Origin of the sequence: Shewanella sp. GXUN23E (assembly GCF_050865035.1) — a bacterium.
Classification (GTDB): domain Bacteria; phylum Pseudomonadota; class Gammaproteobacteria; order Enterobacterales; family Shewanellaceae; genus Shewanella.
Genome location: NZ_JBOZWP010000024.1, coordinates 48,794 through 67,472 on the forward strand (window position 1 = coordinate 48,794; position 18,679 = coordinate 67,472).

At 52.7% G+C, this 18,679-nt stretch carries 18 protein-coding genes; 8 read left to right on the top strand and 10 right to left on the bottom strand.

All coding sequences use genetic code 11. The annotated features are described in order from the left end of the window. Window positions 1–68 precede the first annotated feature (68 nt). The 5 genes from ACRRUX_RS17470 to ACRRUX_RS17490 form a co-directional block, all read right to left on the bottom strand. Complete coding sequence (locus ACRRUX_RS17470; RefSeq protein WP_432532692.1) at window positions 69–1,502, bottom strand: M16 family metallopeptidase; 1,434 nt, start codon at window positions 1,500–1,502, stop codon at window positions 69–71. After that, window positions 1,499–2,824 carry a M16 family metallopeptidase gene (locus ACRRUX_RS17475; RefSeq protein WP_432532694.1) on the bottom strand — a complete coding sequence of 442 codons (1,326 nt, stop codon included), beginning with the start codon at window positions 2,822–2,824 and terminating at the stop codon, window positions 1,499–1,501. The genes ACRRUX_RS17470 and ACRRUX_RS17475 overlap by 4 nt, the downstream gene beginning before the upstream one ends. Window positions 2,825–2,938: 114 nt before the next feature. Continuing rightward, on the bottom strand, window positions 2,939–3,634 hold the full coding sequence (locus tag ACRRUX_RS17480) for a class I SAM-dependent methyltransferase (protein WP_432532696.1): 696 nt from the start codon (window positions 3,632–3,634) through the stop codon (window positions 2,939–2,941). Window positions 3,635–3,646: 12 nt separating this feature from the next. Beyond that, window positions 3,647–3,982: a hypothetical protein gene (locus tag ACRRUX_RS17485; RefSeq protein ID WP_432532698.1), complete on the bottom strand. Its 336-nt coding sequence runs from the start codon at window positions 3,980–3,982 to the stop codon at window positions 3,647–3,649. Next, window positions 3,921–5,561, bottom strand: coding sequence for an EAL domain-containing protein (locus ACRRUX_RS17490; protein ID WP_432532700.1), 1,641 nt, complete (start codon window positions 5,559–5,561; stop codon window positions 3,921–3,923). Before ACRRUX_RS17490 ends, ACRRUX_RS17485 begins: the two co-directional genes overlap by 62 nt. A gap of 430 nt (window positions 5,562–5,991) precedes the next feature. On the opposite strand from ACRRUX_RS17490, the gene ACRRUX_RS17495 reads away from it, so the two are divergent. Then, window positions 5,992–8,088, top strand: a complete 2,097-nt coding sequence (locus ACRRUX_RS17495; protein WP_432532702.1) for a sensor domain-containing protein — start codon at window positions 5,992–5,994, stop codon at window positions 8,086–8,088. Here ACRRUX_RS17495 and ACRRUX_RS17500 read toward each other — a convergent pair. Continuing rightward, window positions 8,085–8,699, bottom strand: coding sequence for a tRNA-uridine aminocarboxypropyltransferase (locus ACRRUX_RS17500; protein WP_432532704.1), 615 nt, complete (start codon window positions 8,697–8,699; stop codon window positions 8,085–8,087). The two genes, ACRRUX_RS17495 and ACRRUX_RS17500, sit on opposite strands and share 4 nt — an antisense overlap. Window positions 8,700–8,841: 142 nt before the next feature. On the opposite strand from ACRRUX_RS17500, the gene ACRRUX_RS17505 reads away from it, so the two are divergent. Next, window positions 8,842–9,648 (top strand): putative porin, encoded by an 807-nt coding sequence (locus ACRRUX_RS17505; RefSeq protein WP_432532706.1) that lies wholly within the window; start codon window positions 8,842–8,844, stop codon window positions 9,646–9,648. A gap of 69 nt (window positions 9,649–9,717) precedes the next feature. Here the strand turns inward: ACRRUX_RS17505 and ACRRUX_RS17510 are convergent, their stop codons facing one another. Further along, window positions 9,718–10,920, bottom strand: a complete 1,203-nt coding sequence (locus tag ACRRUX_RS17510) for a multidrug effflux MFS transporter (RefSeq protein ID WP_432532708.1) — start codon at window positions 10,918–10,920, stop codon at window positions 9,718–9,720. Window positions 10,921–11,034: 114 nt separating this feature from the next. Between ACRRUX_RS17510 and ACRRUX_RS17515 the strand changes: the two genes are divergently transcribed. Beyond that, a complete protein-coding gene (locus tag ACRRUX_RS17515; RefSeq protein ID WP_432532710.1) occupies window positions 11,035–12,027 on the top strand; it encodes a LysR family transcriptional regulator in 993 nt (330 codons plus the stop codon). Window positions 12,028–12,044: 17 nt separating this feature from the next. Here ACRRUX_RS17515 and ACRRUX_RS17520 read toward each other — a convergent pair whose 3' ends face one another. Then, window positions 12,045–13,010 carry a LysR family transcriptional regulator gene (locus ACRRUX_RS17520; RefSeq protein ID WP_432532712.1) on the bottom strand — a complete coding sequence of 322 codons (966 nt, stop codon included), beginning with the start codon at window positions 13,008–13,010 and terminating at the stop codon, window positions 12,045–12,047. A 423-nt stretch (window positions 13,011–13,433) separates the two neighbouring features. Between ACRRUX_RS17520 and ACRRUX_RS17525 the strand changes: the two genes are divergently transcribed. The 5 genes from ACRRUX_RS17525 (at window position 13,434) to ACRRUX_RS17545 (ending at window position 16,451) form a co-directional block, all read left to right on the top strand. Further along, a complete protein-coding gene (locus ACRRUX_RS17525; RefSeq protein WP_432532714.1) occupies window positions 13,434–13,838 on the top strand; it encodes a hypothetical protein in 405 nt (134 codons plus the stop codon). A 23-nt stretch (window positions 13,839–13,861) separates the two neighbouring features. Continuing rightward, the gene (locus ACRRUX_RS17530; protein ID WP_432532716.1) at window positions 13,862–14,320 is read left to right on the top strand and encodes a cytochrome c3 family protein; all 459 of its coding nucleotides are present in this window, start codon (window positions 13,862–13,864) and stop codon (window positions 14,318–14,320) included. Window positions 14,321–14,323: 3 nt separating this feature from the next. Then, window positions 14,324–15,001: a 4Fe-4S dicluster domain-containing protein gene (locus ACRRUX_RS17535; RefSeq protein ID WP_432532718.1), complete on the top strand. Its 678-nt coding sequence runs from the start codon at window positions 14,324–14,326 to the stop codon at window positions 14,999–15,001. Continuing rightward, on the top strand, window positions 14,998–15,939 hold the full coding sequence (gene nrfD / locus ACRRUX_RS17540) for a cytochrome c nitrite reductase subunit NrfD (RefSeq protein WP_432532720.1): 942 nt from the start codon (window positions 14,998–15,000) through the stop codon (window positions 15,937–15,939). Before ACRRUX_RS17535 ends, nrfD begins: the two co-directional genes overlap by 4 nt. Before the next feature lie 200 nt (window positions 15,940–16,139). Beyond that, complete coding sequence (locus ACRRUX_RS17545) at window positions 16,140–16,451, top strand: hypothetical protein (RefSeq protein WP_432532722.1); 312 nt, start codon at window positions 16,140–16,142, stop codon at window positions 16,449–16,451. Between the two features lie 30 nt (window positions 16,452–16,481). Here ACRRUX_RS17545 and ACRRUX_RS17550 read toward each other — a convergent pair whose 3' ends face one another. Together ACRRUX_RS17550 and ACRRUX_RS17555 are read right to left on the bottom strand one after the other, a co-directional pair. After that, entirely contained in the window at window positions 16,482–17,885 is a 1,404-nt protein-coding gene (locus ACRRUX_RS17550; protein WP_432532724.1) for a DUF4145 domain-containing protein, read from the bottom strand. A gap of 11 nt (window positions 17,886–17,896) precedes the next feature. Beyond that, a complete protein-coding gene (locus ACRRUX_RS17555; protein ID WP_432532726.1) occupies window positions 17,897–18,607 on the bottom strand; it encodes a hypothetical protein in 711 nt (236 codons plus the stop codon). Window positions 18,608–18,679: the final 72 nt, after the last annotated feature.

Below are 18,679 nucleotides of genomic sequence, written 5' to 3' on the forward strand. Positions count from 1 at the left end.
ATACAAAAGGGCTCGGATGAGCCCTTTCAACGCACAGCAATGACGAATATCACAATGCCCGACGGCGTCTAGCGACCAAAGCCCGGAGCCGTCATCTTCACCAGTCTGACATCGCCGTATTGAGCCGCGATAGGCGCAATCGCCCCGGCGTTGCCAATCAGCACAAACTGCAGGTTATCTTTCGGGAAATAGGCGTTGATCAGTCGCTGTGCGTCAGCCACTGTCAAGCCATTGACCCTAGCCTCAAAACTATTGATGAAATCCTCATCAAATCCATATAGATACATATCCGCCATTAACCCGGCCAGCTGCCCGCTGGTTTCAAATTTTGGCGGAAACTGACCTTTCACATACGCCTTGGCAGAATCCAGCGTGGCCTGATCTATACCTTGCTGCCACAGTCTGGCGTATGTCTTCAATGCCAGATCTATCGCCTGTGCGGTGGCGTCAGTCCGGGTGAACGTACTGATCCTGAAAGCGCCGTCCTGACTCAGAGGCAAAAAGCCTGAGCCGGCGCCATAGGTCAGGCCGGAATTAACCCTAAGCTCATCATTCAGCCAAGAGGTAAAGCGCCCGCCAAGCACAGTGTTGATTACCTGTACACCCACATAGTCCGGATTGTCACGGCGAATTCCCTTGCCACCGATATAAAATGTGGTTTCAGTAGCGTCGGGTTTATCCACCAGCAACACTCTGGGTTGCTGTGGTTCTGGAGCCGTCCCCAACTCTTTAACCCCAGCGGCATGCGCACTACCCGGCTCATTGCGCCAATCGCCAAACAGAGACTGCAGATAAGCCTTCATCTTTACCGGATCAAAGTCTCCGGCAATAGTGATCGCCGTATTTTGGGGTTGATAGTGGCGTTGATAAAACGCATTAATCTGGGCCAGCGAGATGTCAGCCACTGACTGAGAATCACCGGATGATGGATTGCCATAGGGATGATCGCCAAACAACTGCGCCGCGAAATAGTTGCCAATGACTGCTCTGGGGCTTTCTTTGGCCCGTTGCAACGATGCAACTTGACGCTGCTGCAGCTTGGCAAACTCAGCGCGGTCAAAGCTGGGTTCAAGCAAGACAGCTTTAATGAGTGGCAACATGATGTCAGCGTCTTTCGCCATAAAGTCTGCGCTCAGGACGCTGCCTTCGACACCGGCATCACTCTCCAGGCTGGCCCCAAGACTGTCCACCAGCAATTCTGTCTGTGCTTTATTTTGTTGACTGTTGCCAAGCAATAAACTGGCTGCGGTGAGCGAAGCCAAACCGGCAACGGGATCATCCACACTGCCAGCCCTGACAACTGCATTTACCGTAATTAACGGCACCTCATAACGTGGCATCAGCATGAGTGTCAGGCCATTGCTCAGGGTGACCTTTTCAAAGGCCGGCATAGTGAAACCGGATGCCGCTGGGCCGGAACTGACGGGCTGCGGAGCGCTGGAACAGGCTGCCAGTATCAACGCCAGAGATGCCATCATGGCCACTTGTCTAATCTTCTTCATTGATCCTGCTCCTCCTGAGCAGCCAACACACCCACGGTGCGATTGGCCCGGGTAAGATAAGTACCGGCCACTCTTTGAATATCTTCAGGTGTGACCCGGGCATAGGCTTGCGGGGCGTTGAACAGCTTGTCATAACTGCCAAAATAGAGCTCGTAACTGCCAATGGTATTGGCTTTGCCATTGATGGTTTCCATGGTGCGATAAAAATCCATCAACCGCAGATTCTTCACCTTGTCCAGCTCCTGCTGGCTCACGCCATCCCGGCTGATCGCTGCGATTTGCGCCAGCATAGCCTGCTCAAGCTGAGAGGCACTCACGTTTGGCGCTGCAACACCAAGGAAGTAAAACAGATTGGGGTCAAAGGACATGGGCAGATAGGTGTCGGCTTCCAGAGCAATCTGACCATCAACCAGCGATTGATACAGGCGTGAGCTTTTGCCTTCACCAAGGATGGCCGCCAACAGATCCAGAGCATAATAATCTGCGTCAGACGTTGCAGGAACATGGTAAGCGAGCATGACATTGGGCGTGCTGACGGAGGCCTTTTTGACGAATACCCGCCGCTCCCCCTGCTGCTGCGGCTCAACGGTTTTCACCTGCCGTGGCGGTTGCTGGGCGGGAATGGGCGCAAAATATTGGTTGGCCAGCCGTTTAACCTCTTCCAGCTGCACATCCCCGGCAATCACCACTACAGCATTGTTGGGGGCGTAGTTGGTTTTGTGGTACTGCTGCAAATCTTCCAGCGTCCAGGCGGCGATATCCGACTCATGACCAATCACAGACCAGGAATAGGGATGAGCACGAAACGCAGCACTTTTCACCTCTTCCTGAATCACCCGCCAGTTGGAATTCTCCAACCCAGTCAGGCGCTCCGAGGCAACTACGCCCCGTTCACTCTCAACCATGTCGGCATTGATATCCAGATCGGCAATGCGATCCGCTTCCAGATCAAAGATGGTTTCCAGCGCGCCGGCCGGGAACCAGTCGGTATAGACCGTAATATCTTCAGTGGTATAGGCGTTGTTGGCACCACCAGCCGCTTCCATGGTGCGATCAAACTGTTTGGGGCCATACTTTTTGGCACCGTTGAACATCATGTGTTCAAAGAAGTGCGAAATACCGGTAATGCCGGGGGCCTCGTTGCGGGAACCAACCCTCCAGAACAAATACATATTGGCATTAGGGATGGAGTCATCCTGCAACACCATTATCTTCATGCCATTGTCCAGCGTAAAACTGTTGATGTCCTCTGCACTGGTTGCCCCGGCCTCGCTCAGCCCCAGGGTCATCATCAGAGACATGCCTATCCATAACGATTTCATTGTATCTCCTTGTCAGCTGTCACAGCCCGGTTCGTGCTTCATCAAAAGCCATGACCGGCAGTTAATCAAGGTGAAATTGTTAATGTGACAGGATTATTTTGTAATTTTTCTTAATCACTCAGATGGCGCTGTACAGTCGGGCGCAGCAGGTTTGCGCAGTAACACCACATCTTTGCCGCTCAGCTCACAATGCCAGCCCAATCGTTCCGCCAGCCACTCAAAGGTGTCATCGGAGTAAAAACAGATATGGGTGGGATCGTTCTTGTAATGCCAACGGCTGAACGCATCCTGATCCAAAACCCGTTTGGTCATGACCGCCAGCCAGCCGCCCGGTTTGAGCAAAGCGTCAAGCTGCCTCACCAGCGCGGCTGCATCCGCAATATGCTCAATCACCTCAGTCAGGGTAATAAAGTCATATTGTTCCTGCAGCACTGCCGTGCCGGGATGATAGTAAAGGTCGTAATTGGCAACACGAACCCCATCCTGCGCCGCAACCTGACTCAGAACCGCACCTTCTCCGCAGCCAAAATCAAGTCCACGAATGTGCGTAAGTGGCCTTTGAAGTTGCCGCAGGCAGGCCAGCAATGGGTCCCATGTGCGCCGCAAAAAAGCCTGATAACCGGCATCGGCAAGCTGATTATTATGCTTGTCGTATTCGGCTTTTTCCGCCGTAGCAGTCAGATGCATGGTTGCCGGTACGCTCACCAGTGCACATTGGCGGCAGCGGAAATACTCGCGGCGCTTGTCCCGGCAAAACAGAGTGAGATGATCGCTGCCACACAGGGGGCAGCAACGAGGAAGGTCAGCCACACAGGCTCCGGATTATTGATCGGATTTGCGCGGTATTTTACGTTCTTTGGCGGCAGCTTCGCGAGCCTGCTCAAGATATTTCTGTTCCCGTGCGGAGCTGACTTGCGCCGCAGCCTGCGCCTTTTGCTGCTGTTGTGTCTGCCACTCACCTGACTGCTGACGGGACAACACCTTTTGTTCCCGCTCCCGGGTTTCAGCAGCCGCCTGCCTGGCTTTCTCCAACTGCTGCTGTTCCCATTGTTCAGGACGCTGGGTCTGAGGTGACATCTTCAACACAGGCTTACTGTCAGCTGCCTGCGCCAGCGAACCTATCAAGGTCAAGCACACGACCATCAGTCCTTTGTTCATTGGTTTCTCTCCCGTGAATACCATCAAAAATGCGGCAGCGGCCATCGACACATTGTTGCTGCCAGAATGACACAAATTCCGCCGCCGACAAAGGCCGGGAAAACAGGTAGCCCTGCTGGAACTTCACCCCTTTTGCCAGCAAAGTATCCGACTGAGCCTGAGTTTCCACCCCTTCTGCGATCAGCTCCAGATTCAGGGTTCTGGCCAGCTGCACGTAGGCGTCCAGCACCTGGCTGCGGTCATCGGAAATCAATAACGGCTCAACAAACAACTTGTCGATTTTCATTACATCAATATGCAGTTCCTGCAGATATGAGGCTCCGCCATATCCGGTTCCCGCATCATCCAGTTCAATACAGATACCCAGTTCCCGCAACCTGATAATCGATGCTCTTGCCATCGCCAGTTGAGTAATAGGCAAGCGCTCAGTAATTTCCAGGGCCAGTTGATGGCAGGGATATCCCTGACCTGACCAGTGCTCCAACGCCGTCACCAGTTCAGTATTTTCCAGATGGCAGGGCACCAGATTGACACTGCAGCGGAAATTGGCGGCCTGTGATAATACCGGTTTGAGATCAGTCGGAATTTGCTTGAGCACATCCAGAGTTACCCGGGTGATCAACTCACTTTGCTCAAGCTCATTGATGAAACGTACCGGCTGCTCCACAGAGCCATCGCCCCGTACCCAGCGAATCAGGGCTTCGGCACCGACAATCTCGCCGGTGGTGACATCGACAATCGGCTGATAATAGGGTTGCAACTCCCGGTTATGTACTGCCTGATACAGCCGATATCCCATACTGAGCCGGGCTTTATACACCAGCCTCAGCAAATACCCGCACAGCCACAGCAACAACAGATAAACAGGTAAAAACAGCAGTGCCAGCTCAACAACCTTATGATAAATCCGCGCCGAGGTTACCGCTGAGCTGAGGTAGATGGGGTAGCGCTCGCTATCTGTGCGGATAGTTTCCGCAGCCCTGCCGGTAAAGTTACCGATAACAAATACTTTATCGCCATTGTCCAGCCGCACTTCTACCCGGCGGTCATCCATCTTGTCATCTTCAAAGAAGGCGAAACTGTCTGGGCGGTTCATGCGCACCGAGCTGATTTTGTCATCGCCAAGGTATCCCACAAACAGGTGGCACTTCTCTTCCCCTTTGCGCTGATACCTGGCCATCGCCAGCAAGACCCTGTCTTCATTGTGGGCGAGCAGAGGTCTGAGCTTCATGCCTGCCTGCACATTGAAACTGACGCTGCCAAACATAGTGCAGTAATGCCAGGGTTTGGCATCGAGACGACGGATCAGAAACAATCCCCCGTTGAGGTGGTTATAAAAGAAATCCCGTAACTCTGCCTGGCCTTCGCTGTCGCAGCTTTCATAAGGCAGCGCGTCCAACTCCTTGACACTGGCAACCGCCTCATCGAGACGATGTTCAAGATATTGCAGCGCCACCTTGGCGTCACCTTCGACCTCATTGACCACCTGCAGGTAGGCAAACCCGAATAACGACACGAGAGACAACACAAAGGCCAGCAATAATGCCAGAGAAGAATTGATACGAAACAGCGCGCTCAAAAATACACCAGTACAAAATATCGAAACAAAAATAAAAAACGGATTGTTATACCGCCGCAATGACTACCATTCAAGTATTCATCTGGCAAACGGGATCGAGCCAGACATCTAAACTGGTTAGTCGTTGACAAAATAACCTGCTAATCGGATTTTTACCCGCATTATAAAAAGTATCCCTTGTATCTACCGCGTATTATTTTCAATTCCACTTAAAACGAGGAAAAAACAGCAAGAAATCAACCGTCAAGATTGAGTCTGCCGGTAAAACCGTTTACCTTTTACCCAGATTCCGCATAAGGAAGATACGAACTGCATCCTGCATCCAAGGTTTTCAATTTCGGACCATACGACCAGAGCACAGCATCGCACCTTCTTATGAAACTCTCGCTTGTCCAGGACTGGCACAATAAAGGTTTGATGGATAACAAAAATGTCTCAATGGTCACAACAACTGCATTCACTTTGCGCCGAAAGCCTGGCCATAGAGCAAGAGTTAGCACGTATCAGAGCCATCCCTGACAAACATCCTCTGGCCCTGCTTGACGGCGAGACCTTTATTGGAGCCAATGACACCTGCCTGAAATTTTTGGGTTACAGCTGGCATCAACTGGCCGGTACTACCCTGTCATCCCTGTCACCACGGTTACAGCACTCGGGGGTCAACAGCAAAGATGCTGCCCGGGAAACCATCTACCGCGCGCTGGATGGCAATCGGATCCATGCAGAATGGCTGCTCAATGACGGCGACAGTGAAAAGCCCACGCGTCTTACCCTCTGGCCCTGCATTTTAAAGCAGCATCCGGTATTACTGGTGTCTTTCACCCCCGGCGAACGTCGCCGGCAACAGCGGGAGCCAGTCAATCACGGCTTCAGTCAACTGCCACCGGATGTACTCTCCAGCGTTCTGGAACACAGTGATGAAGCCATCTATATTACCGGCAGCGATCAACGTATTCTGGCTGCCAACATGGCCATGTCACGCACCTGTGGCTACGGCTGTGACAAACTGATAGGGCAGCGCCCCGATTTCCTCTATGCCGACTCCCATACTCCCGAAGTGGAAAGCGCCTACCAACATGCTCTGGCAACCCGCAGTAACTGGCAGGGCGAGTTGCAAAAGAAACGCGCCGATGGCTCTTCATATCCGGTGCAGCTATCGACCCGTCGTTTCGACAGCCGCGACGGACACAGTTATCTGGTCACCCGTTTTACCGATATCAGCGCCCGCAAGCAACAACAACAAAGGCTGACCGAGCAGGCCATGTCGGATGCCCTTACCGGCCTGCCCAATCGCTACCAGTTGACCAAACTACTGAATCAGGCGCTGGAGCGACACCGGCAGACGCCTAGCAGCTTTGGAGCCTTGATGTTTATGGACCTCAATGGCTTTAAAAACATCAACGACAGTTTCGGCCACGGTGTCGGCGACCGGGTGTTGCAACTGGTTGCCGCCAGACTGGAAGCCCACTGTATCGGCGAGGCCGAAATTGCCCGGCTGGGAGGCGATGAGTTCACTCTGCTACTGGAAGACTGCCGCGATGAAGCTCAGGTTGAAACCGTTGCCCGGGAGGTACTGAGTCTGTTTGATGTGCCCTTTGAACTGGAAGGGCAAAAGTTCTTTCTTGGGACCAGCATAGGCATCGCGCTGTTTCCGCAACACGGGGATCAGGCCGGGCAACTGATCAGCCTTGCGGATACCGCCATGTACAGTGCCAAGAAACATCGCTCCCACATTCAGTTTTACAGCGAGGCAATGCAACAGGATGCAGAAAGGCGCATCCGTTTTATCAATAACCTCAGGCATGCCATGGGGTTGAAGCAGTTCACGCTCGCCTATCAGGGCATTGTGGATTTGGAAACCGGTCAGCTCAACGCGGTAGAGGCCTTGCTGAGATGGCAGAAAGATGGACATACCATGTTGGATGCCAAGGATTTTCTGCCTCAGCTGGAAGAAACCGGCATGATAGTCAAAGTCGGCCAGTGGGTACTGGATCAGGCCTGCCGTCAGGCTGCCAGTTGGCGCAGGACAGGACACAACCTGAAAGTATCGGTGAATATCTCTCCTCTGCAACTGGAGCATCCGGACTTTGTCACTATGGTGCAACGGGCGCTGAGCGCCAATGAGCTGCCGAGTAATGCGCTGATCCTGGAAATTACCGAGTCCACCCTGTTGCGTCAGCCGCTGCTGGCAAAAAAGGTGCTGTCGCAGTTACGTCAGCTCGGCGTACTCATTGCCATTGACGATTTTGGCACAGGTCTGTCGTCACTGAGTCGATTGGGAAGCCTGCCGATAGATAGCCTTAAAATCGATGCTGAATTTGCACAGCAGCTGGGTGATCCCCAGGGACAAAAGCTGTTTGCCGCCGTGGTGCAACTGGTTCGGGCGCTGGGGATCATCTATGTGGCAGAAGGGGTGGAAAACCGCGCTCAGCAGGCAATGCTGCAGTCCATGGGACAGGGCTACGGACAGGGCTTTCTGTTCGGTGAACCCATGGATGCCCACACGTTTTCAAAACGCTTTCTTTAATCCTGATACCGTCTGCGCACCGCCTCCGGCATGGCGGCCAGCTGACGCTCCACCATGGCATCAAAAGCGGTAAACAGGGGCGTCACGTCCAAACAGGGTTCCAGCTCCGACAGGGCATAAGCCGTGGCCTCCAGTGTCGACAGACTGTCAGGGCGTTTGGCTTTGCGGATACGATAGCGGCTCTGATAGTTGTCCCCCAAATGGACCGCCTGCAGTTCCTGCAGCCAGGGATTCAATTTGAACATCTTCAGCGCTTTACGCCAGGTGCCGTCTATTACCAGCAAATTAACCGGCTCATGGTCACCACCGCCAATACCCGGCCATTCCTGCAGATTGACACTGGCATCAGCCGGATACAACAGTAGAGTTTGGCGCCCATTGCCCTCAAGCTGACGACGAATGCCAGCAAAGTCAGTCTCGCTTTCCCCAACGGCCACAATGCAATCCTGCACCACCCGCTGCAGTAACCTGACACTGTTTTTGGCGTGTCCCACTTCCGATGGATGCTGCAATATCACCAGCGTCGCGGCGCAGCGCACAGGGGCGATGGCATGACACAGGCAGGCGCTCAAAGGGTAATCACAATGGGGACAATGGGGGCGTTTTGACATACCGGCCGTTACAAATATCCTGACGTTGCCGGGATTATATCAGCAATAAGTCTTATTCGTTTGCTCTGACTCAGTTGATAGTCTCTGGGACGGCGAGCCTAGTTGGTGAATCGCAAGGATATATAATCAAAAAGGAATTTATATGAATCGATATTTTCTGCCGTTGCTTGGGCTGCCTTTTTTAAGCATATCGGCCACCGCTCAGGATACCTTCCAGCATCAGGCCAATATCACCCTGGGGACGGTGGAGTGGGATGACAATCAGAGCGATGAGTTAATTGCCCTGAGCTATGACTACTATTTAGCACCAATCAGCACTGAAGGTCCCTACGCCCTGAATGGATTTCTGGCCCAAACATCCTCGCTGAATGCCAGTTTCAACAAAGCCGGTGGTGACGCCAAACTCTGGACCGCCGGCGGCACCTGGGTATTTGGCAACAACTGGTTTGTGCGCGGCAACTACAGCATTACCTCAGATAACCAGGCCGATTTTGATGTGATCAATATTGGCGGCGGCTGGTTTATCAACGACGCCACCGAAGCCAGCCTGCACTATATTTCGACCGATATCGACGCTGACTGCGATTGTAACTGGGGGACGGATACTTGGCAGGCGCAAATACGCAGTTTTGTGGCACTGCAAGCCACTGCGGGTGTGGATCTGTCAGCAAGCTGGCGCAACAATCGCGGCCAGTTTGAGAGCAGCGCATACTCATACGATGAAAGTGTCAATGCATTTGACCTGCAAGCTGACTGGTATCTCACCCGTTCGCTGGCGCTGGGAGCCGAGATAATACTGTTTGATGACAGTAACGTAGACAGCCAATATTCACTGTCGGCTCAGTACTGGTTGCCGCTGGGAAACACCTTCTCCTTGCAGGCCAGCCTGGCCCATGAGCTGCAATTTTCGACCTGGGAAGCCAGTGTCGGCGTGACCGGACGCTTCTGATCCCCGTCTTGGTCCCTAGATCAACAACAAGGCCTGCAGATGCAGGCCTTGTTTTTTAGCAGTCTGATATCAGCCGGCAACGGGCTCTCTGTGCCAGGCGGCGAAACGCTCCTGAGTCATAACCAACAACAGCAAAGCGCTGAGCAATGCCATCATGCCTCCGACGGCCAGTGGCGCAGGCAAGCCGGTTTGCTGCAGCGCAGCAGTCAGCAGCGCGGCACCACTCATCTGAAAGAAGCCAAGCATGGCGGCGGCCGTACCGGCACGATCACCGAAAGGTGCCAGTGCCATGGAAGTGGCGGGGCCAAGCAGCAGTGCGAACCCCACACACAGGAGGATCATTGGCAACATGTAAGCCAGTGCGCCACTCATGCCACTGACCGTCCCAAGCTGATAGAACCCCAGCTCCAGCAAGCCGGCCAGCAACATCAGAGACATGGCCAATACCACAGTTGGCCGGTTACCCAGATGGCGAATAACGATTGGTGCACCAAAACAGGCGGCAATATTGAATGCAGCATTCAGTGCAAACAGGCCACTGAAGGTCAGCTCATCAACCCCCAGCTGTCCAATCAGCCACATGGGCGAGTAAGACACATAGCTGAGGATTGCGCCCATTCCGGCCATACAGCAAATGGCATAGAACATGAAATGACTGTTGGACAACACTGGCTTATAGCGACTCCAACGATACAAAGGGGCACTGGTATCTGTGCTGGCAGGACGGGTCTCGGTAAACCTGAAATACACCACAAACAGCATCAGCAAGCCATAAGCAGCCATAAACACAAAGTTAGAGCGCCAGCCAAACTGCAGCGCCAACAGGCCACCCAGCGTTGGGGCAAGCGCGGGGATCACGCAAATGGCACCATTGAGATAGCTGTAGATACGGGCACTCTCGGCAGTGCTGTAACAGTCTCGCACGGCGCTGAACACCACAATTGATGCCGAGCAGGCCGCAAATCCCTGGGCCACCCGGGCCAGCTGCAACATGGAAAACTCCATGGCATAGACGGCCAGCAAACTGGACAGCACGTAAAACACAATCCCACCCAGCACCACCGGGCGACGGCCAAATTTATCGGCCATAGGGCCAATCAGTATTTGTCCCAGCCCCATGGCAGCCAGAAACAGCACCAAAGTGGACTGTACATCACTGTCAGACACGCCAAATTCAGTCGCCATTGCGGGCATGGAGGGCAAATAAATATCGATGGCCAAAGGGCTGAGCAGCACAATGGACATGAGTAGGGGCAGTAATCCTGGTCGCATTTCTATCTCTGAAATCTATAGTGGGAAAATGGGATGCCGGGCTATTTTAGGCAGGACATGGTATGAATAGAAGTGATATATATTCCTTACTAAAAATTCCTTTGAGGAATATCTGTGAAACTCGACAATCTTGCCAGAGTCGATCTTAACCTATTGGTTATCCTGCAAGTGCTATTGGAAGAGCAGAGTGTTACCCGAGCCGCCAGACGTTTGCATTTGACTCAATCGGCCCTGAGTAAAAACCTCACCCGTCTACGTGACATGCTTGGTGATCCATTGTTTCAACGCACCGCCAGAGGCCTGAAACCCACGGCGCATGCGCTGCAGATTGCCCAGCGGCTGCCGGGAATGCTCGAAAGCCTGTACGATTTAACCCAGCCCCCCGGCTTTACCCCGGCATCCAGCGAGCGTCAGTTCTCCTTTGCCATGGTGGAAAGTGCCTACGAGACGCTGATCCCCCAGTTTATCGGACCACTGCTGAAAGCCGCCCCCAACATCCGGCTGAACAGTTATGTATGGACCGAGAATTCCATGCAGGATCTGGTACTGGGCCAACTTGACTTTGCTATTGCCGGACGGGATCTGCATCCACAGTCAGGTTTCAGTGTTGAACATCTGCCGGAGGGCATAGAGCACGAGACCCTGTTCACCGACAAACAGGTATGCCTGGTGCGTGAGGGACATGAAGCCATTCAGGCGATAACGGCCGGGTACTGGGATCTGGACTATTACCTGAGTCTGTCTCATGTGCAGGTTCGCTGCGAAGGCAATGAGTGGTGGGCGCTGGACTATCATCTGGCCAAATCCAATCAGCGACGTCATTTAAGTGCCACCGTACCGGATTTCTATGGGGCGGCCAGTATCTGTGCCCACAGCGAATTGATATTCACCCTGCCATCCAGCTTTGCCCGTCACGCCTGCAAGCTCTATCCACTGGTCCAGCTGCCGCTGCCGCTGGACTTTATTCCGCTGGCCTATGTGTTGCTGTGGCACAGCCGCAATAACAGCGATCCTGGGCACCAGTGGCTCAAGCAAACCATACTGGATAAAGTGGATCAGGTGATCGGCAGCCCCATTGCCCCGCCGGAAGGGGGAGTTTCCACGTAAACAAAGGGTATCTGCGATTAATCAAGTCCGGCGTCAATCACCTTGATCACCCGTTTCACCAGCCAATCCAGATGAGGGTCTTCAACGCCCTTCATCTTGATTAGGTACAGGGTTGAACAGGGAAATTTCGCCAGCAGACGATCAGTTTCACGGCGGGCCAGTTTGCAGGAATGCAACTCAGGGATTTCGGAAAACTTGTCATACAGCGAGCTGTATGAAGTCAGCGCCAGCGCGTCACTGTTGATCAGATGGTCGATCAGTGACGATACATTGCGGATGGTAATTTCGGTCCGCAGCGGGATGCCCTCTCCCAGACAAAATCGCTGGAAGGCGCTGGCACGCTGCTCAGGCTTACCAAACTCAGTGTACACAAAAGGATAATCCGCAATCCGTTCAAAGCTGATGTCACCCTCGAGGATGGGATGTCCCTCCCGCGATAACAGATACATGTTCTCCATCTTCTTAATGGGGATCACATCCAATTTATCGCTGTAGGCTGTCAGCTGATCCCGGGAGTAATGGCAGAAGATGGCGAAGCTCAGGTTGCCGCAAAGTACTTCATTGATGGCATTGGTATTCCACAACTCCAGAGAAATGGAAAGCGGGTGTTCTTTATCGTAAATCAGATTGATGAGCGAACGCATCATGGTGCAGGAGATGGCATCCGGTATCGCAATCGGGTAGTCCTGGCGGGACTTCTGCACATGGGGATCCAGTTTGTTGAATGCCTTGGCGGCATCAATGATATGGCGCGCTATTGGATAGACTTCATCGGCAAATTCATTGGGGTGCATACCGTATCTTTGTCGGACAAACAGCTCGTTGCCGAAGGTATCTCGGAGCTGTTTTAAGCAACGGCTAATTTTAGGAGCTGGAATTTTCAACGCCTTAGAAGTCATGGTCGCTGATTTATTTTCATAAAGCAAAACTAAAATACTCAGGCTGAGTAAGTCAATTTTCTCAATATCAATTTCTCTGCCCATATTCTCACATCCTTGAAAGTCGCTCCCCTTACCCGGATTCTAACTATCAAGTTTATTAAATCAACAATTTCCGTCACCTAGCCTAATAACAATAAATCACTAATACAGCATTTGAGATTATTAGTTTTTGCAACATCAAATCGCAAATATACAATTCTGATTCTTATATTTAGTGTTAGAAATAGCTGGTTCTTATTTTATGTAAATCTGCGAAACAGCATTCCTTAAAATCACAATATATTGGAGATCAAGATTTAACGATAAAGAATACTGACGAAATTAAATTTCTGATATTTATATTCTCAGGATGTGACTCAAAAGAAGATGGAGGAAATTATTATGAGCACTTCAGTAATAGCCAGTTATGCGTTCGTATACTTTGTCCTGTTCATTATAGTGCCACTGGTAACAGTTTCCTTTGTGATGACTTGTATCAAGTTCTTCAAGAAGGAAATCGACCTGACCGAAGGACAGGTGAGTATTATCAAAAAGCCCAAGTTCTGCAACAAGCAAGTGCTGAATTACATTCATGACCTGAATGGTCTGTCCAGCGGTAAGTACGATGTACTCTACGGTCTTAAAATGGATGACCTGGTAGAAGTACAGGACAATGATGAACTTAAATCAGTGTTGCACGACTGTACTATCGACTATGTAGTTATCGATCATGATTCTGCTGAGATTAAACTGGTCATTACCAAGGAACAGGATCAGGAAAAAGCATCCTTCCTTAATAATGTATTTACCAAGTTCAATATTAATCATATTCAACTCAGAAAAGATTCACCTTATGACTTAGCCGAAATCCGTACAGCTTTGGCTGCCTGATATTAACCGCAGAGGAATGGTATATGTCAACGCTCAAAATATTGATCGCTGTTACCGGCATCATTCTTGGGGCTCCTGTTGAAGCAAACACCGGCAACTCTGCGGCAATGTCGGATATTCATAAAAGTCCCTGCATGAAATGCCACAAACGCAACGGCAACATGCAGGGAATACACGCGAATGTGCAAGTCGTCTCCTGTGTGGATTGTCATGGTGAGCAGGAGGGACATCCCAGAAAAGCCTCGAATCTGATTGCATTCAACTCTGAAGAGACCCCGGCGGCAACCCAGGTAGAGCCCTGCCTGAAGTGCCACGAGAGCAGCGCAATCGGCGATCTGGAATGGACCCACAATGTGCACTCCAATAAGGTCAGCTGCAGCCGGTGTCACCAGCTGCATCCGACTGACGATCCCATGAAAAGCATTACCGCAGACGACCGCGCCAAGCTGTGCCGACAGTGCCACCAAAGTAAGCAGGACTGAGCCATGGACAAGAGCAAGCGATTCTTTTTAAAAGGGGCGGGGGCCCTGCTGGCTGGAATGTGTGCCTATCAGGCCACCCTGGCCCGCGGATCCAGTAGCCCAATAACCCATAAACAATATGCTCTGCTGCACGACGAAACCAAATGCATAGGCTGTGATGCCTGCAGTCAGGCGTGCAGACAAACCAATCAGGTTCCCGAGGGAGTCAGCCGTCTGGAGATTGTCCGCAGCGGCCCCCACGGTGAATATCCCAACCAGAGTTATCACTTCGAGCGCCACAGCTGTCAGCACTGCGACCATGCGCCCTGCGTGAAAGTCTGCCCCACAGGCGCCGCCTATAAAGACGAGCAAACCGGCATAGTGAAAGTCAATGACTGGAAATGTGTCGGCTGCCTCTACTGTATCGCCGCCTGCCCCTACAAAGTGCGCTTTATTAATCCGGTGACCAAGGCCGCAGACAAGTGCGATTTCTGCTTCGAATCCCGTCTGGTTAACGGCCAGCCGCCAGCCTGTGTGACCGCCTGCCCAACTCAGGCTCTGATATTTGGCGATCTTAACGATCAGCATTCCGAACTCTACAGCCAACTGCGCTCAAATCCGGTTTCCCGCGATAAATTGTCGCTGGGCACCGCACCTAAACTCTTTAAAATCCGCGCAGCGACCGGGGAGGTTATGTTATGAGTGCATTCCACTTCGACGGCCTGGTATGGCACTGGCCAATTGCTATCTATCTGTTTCTGGCAGGTATGTCTGCCGGTGCTATCTTCTTTGCCATCCTGCTCAGATACTTCTGTCTGGGCCAGGAGGCCTGGCGATCACGTTTTGTGCGCGCCGCCGCCATCATCGCCCCACTCGCCATCTGGGGCGGTCTGGGAATTCTGGTGATAGATCTGACCAAACCTTTTGATTTCTGGAAAATTCTGGTGTTCTACAACCCGGTTTCCGTCATGTCGCTCGGCGTCATGGTACTGATGGTATTTCAGGTCTTCATGTTTGCCTGGCTGCTGCTGTTATTCCGCCAGCCTCTGCAGACACGGCTGGCCGACAAGTGGCCCAGATGTGTCAGCGCACTGGAGTGGCTGCGTCCCTATGAAGCCACCATCACCGGGTTGACCATGATTCTGTCGTTGGCTCTGGGGGCTTATACCGGCTTTTTGCTGTCGGCATTACCCGGCTATCCCCTGCTCAATAACCCGGTACTGCCGGTGCTGTTCCTGATGTCAGGTCTGTCATCGGGTGCCGCCGGAGCACTGCTGCTTGGGGTGCTGCTCAAAGGTCAGGCTGACAGCGCCGAAGTGAAGTTTATTCACAAAATAGAAATCCCCCTGATCCTGATTGAGCTGCTGGTCATCTTCACCTTCTTTGCCGGCCTCATCCTCAGCGGCGGCCAAAAGCAACAGGCTGCCGCCAATGCCCTGGGGCTGGGATTCTGGGGATGGGTATTCTGGGGAGGAATTATCGGTCTTGGCCTGTCGGTGCCGCTGGCGATGAATCTGTTTATGACAGCTTCAGCCAAGCGCCGCTTCGGCTATGTCGCCTTTACCGCCTGCATGAGCCTGCTCGGTGTACTGTTACTGCGCAATTTTATTCTGTACACAGGTCAAATGACTATGTTGTAAGCCTGCCAGCGGCAGGCCCCGTGTCCTCGTTGATGGATTAAGCCAAAACCAGTCCACAGCCGCTCTCATACTTGTCAGCGGCTGCTTTTTTGGGCTACAGACAAGCCAGCGATTAACGCTGACAGATGAAAAATCATTCACTCGATCTGCTGCTGCCGGCACGGCACACTGACGGCGCAACGATAAAAGAGGAATCCCTGATGTATCGAGCCCAATTCACTCAACTGACTGGTATCCAGAGATTTATTGCAGCTTTGGTTGCTGCATCCATGCTGTTTGTCGGCCTGCTGGCACTGCCGGTGTTACTGGCTGCAGGCGCCATCGCGCTGCTGGGTATGATGATTGCCGGTCGGATCGCGCTGGCAAGAATAAAACGCCGCTATGCCGCGAAAACAGAGCAGACAGTCAACTGGGAAGTATCCAGTGACTATGAAGCACCGGACTTTATGGCAAAAGACAGCTTCAAACCCAGACCTCACGTCGGTCAGACCTACGAGAACGGTCAGTACTGAGCTATCGGCTCAGCTCCTTTATTCTCTGATTCAGGCCAGTAATTCTCTGGCCCGTTTCAGCGCTTTGGTCTGCTCCCTGTCCGTTGTCAGCGGCAATACCTTATCAATTTGGGCCTGCAGTGAATCTGCCAGTACCTGCACTATGCCCGACTCCTGGGGATTCGCCCGGCTGCGGGCCAGCGACAGCAAGGCCGCCGCCCCAACCACATCGATACGTCCCAGAACACCATCTGCCAGCGCCGTACTGAGTTCCAGCATCGCAGGCACACTGTGTCCATAGCGGATAGCCTGGCGCAAATAGCTTTCGGCTTTGGAGAGATCGCTGCCAAAAGCGCTGTCATCATTGAGCATATGCCTGGCACGCTCCACCATGGCATCCAGATTGCCATGCTCTGCAGCTTCCGCCAGCCAATATTCGCTGGACTCCAAATCCTGCTGACAACCTTCTCCCCTCGCCAGCATCAATGCCAAATGATATTGGGCGTTGGCAAAACCTTCCCGGGCGGCGCGGCAAATCCAGTAATGAGCTTTGGCCATCTCACCACGCTGATACCAAAGCACCCCCAGATTCGACATGGCTTCAATATTACCGGCATCGGCAGCCTGCTGCAGCCAGGTCTGCGCCTTGGTCTCATCTTTAGGGTGACATTCACTGCCCACCAGATAGAAATACCCCAGCAACGCCTGGGCTTCCTTTACCCCTTTGGCCGCCGCTTCGGCAATAGCCTGCTCACCGGCAAAGGGATCCGGTGCAGAACTGTAGCCATGCAGCAGCGCCACACCATGTTCAAACAGGGCTTCGGGGATATGTACTGCCGATAGTGAAAACCAGTATGCGGCCTTGGCGAAACTCTTGTCAGACTGAACAGGCAGCAACACATCGGTGCTGTCGGCCAGCGCCTGCTCCTGCTCCAGTTCCATCAGGGCCTTGGATTTCAATGACATCGCCAGCAGATACTGGGCATCAGCGTCATCTTCCATCACCGCCCGGTAGCACAATTCTTTGGCGGGCAAAGTCGCAGTGGCATCAAACTGGTATTCCGGCGCTGGCTGGCGACGCCACTTGTAATGCAGATGCTCAAACAGCGACAGGCAATCACGAATTGCTTTGTTCGCCAGCGTCTGCAGCTGATCGCGGGTCAGATGGTATTTTTCCGGGTGAGCCCCACGATTGCCGTGGCCCCGCAGTTTATGCAGTGCGCGGGCGGTAGGTACGTCAATCAGGCGAGCCTGATTGAGCTGCTCAATGCGGTCGTAAAGATTGGGACTGTCAAAACTGAGTTTATCCCCGGCCAAACGTCCGGTCAGCTTGTGGGCGAGCGTGCGGATATGCAGCAGCGCCTGAGTCGGGACATCGCCCACATACCCTTTGGCTTCTTCATAATCCTGTGCCAGCTCCGGCACCAGCTGGCGGACAAACTCAGCATCCTTCATGTCCGGCGTCCTCAGTTCACAGCAGGTGGGTTACGGGTCACCATGTACAGACGGAACAGGGCGATATTAACGAACAACCCGAAAAACGCCGTCAGGGTTTCAATGATGATCTGTGCCGGCAATCCCAGTGCGCCTGCCAGTTGGCTCAGGCTGCCACCAATCAACGAAACAGGCACATACATCAGCAGCACCAACATGGTTTTCATCACAATGGGACCGCTGAAACTGAAGCTGGATTTAATGGCCACCAATGGTGTCAGTTTCTCGGTGACCACCATGAAATTGACATAAGCCAGTCTGGCAAACAAATAGGCACTGATCCCAAGACCGATGATCCACAATGGCCCGAATGCCGCAGCCAGCATAGTGGGCGCAATGATAGCCATGCCGGAAAACACCCCGGCCAACAGCAGCGTCGGAACAAACTGCAGGCTGCCGAACAACACCTGATTATTGGTCGGCTCATGCCCGGCTGAACGCCAGTCCAGAAATGCGGTTAATGCCGCAATCAACCAGGAAAATATCAGCAGCAGCGCCATCATGGCCGCCATATGACTGAAACTGAATTCAGGGTTTTCGACATCCATCTGCTGTAATTGCATCCCCAGCCACAGCTGGATCCCAACCTGCAACAACAGCAGGGGACCCGTCAAAATCGCCAGTTGACGCAAATGGTTACGGAAAAAATAGAGGGCTTCACTGAAAATGGCAGACAACGACATGGCCTTCCCAAAATATTGTTGTGTATTGACGAAAACCGCGCTCAGGCCGCTTCACAAATGCAAACCCAAACG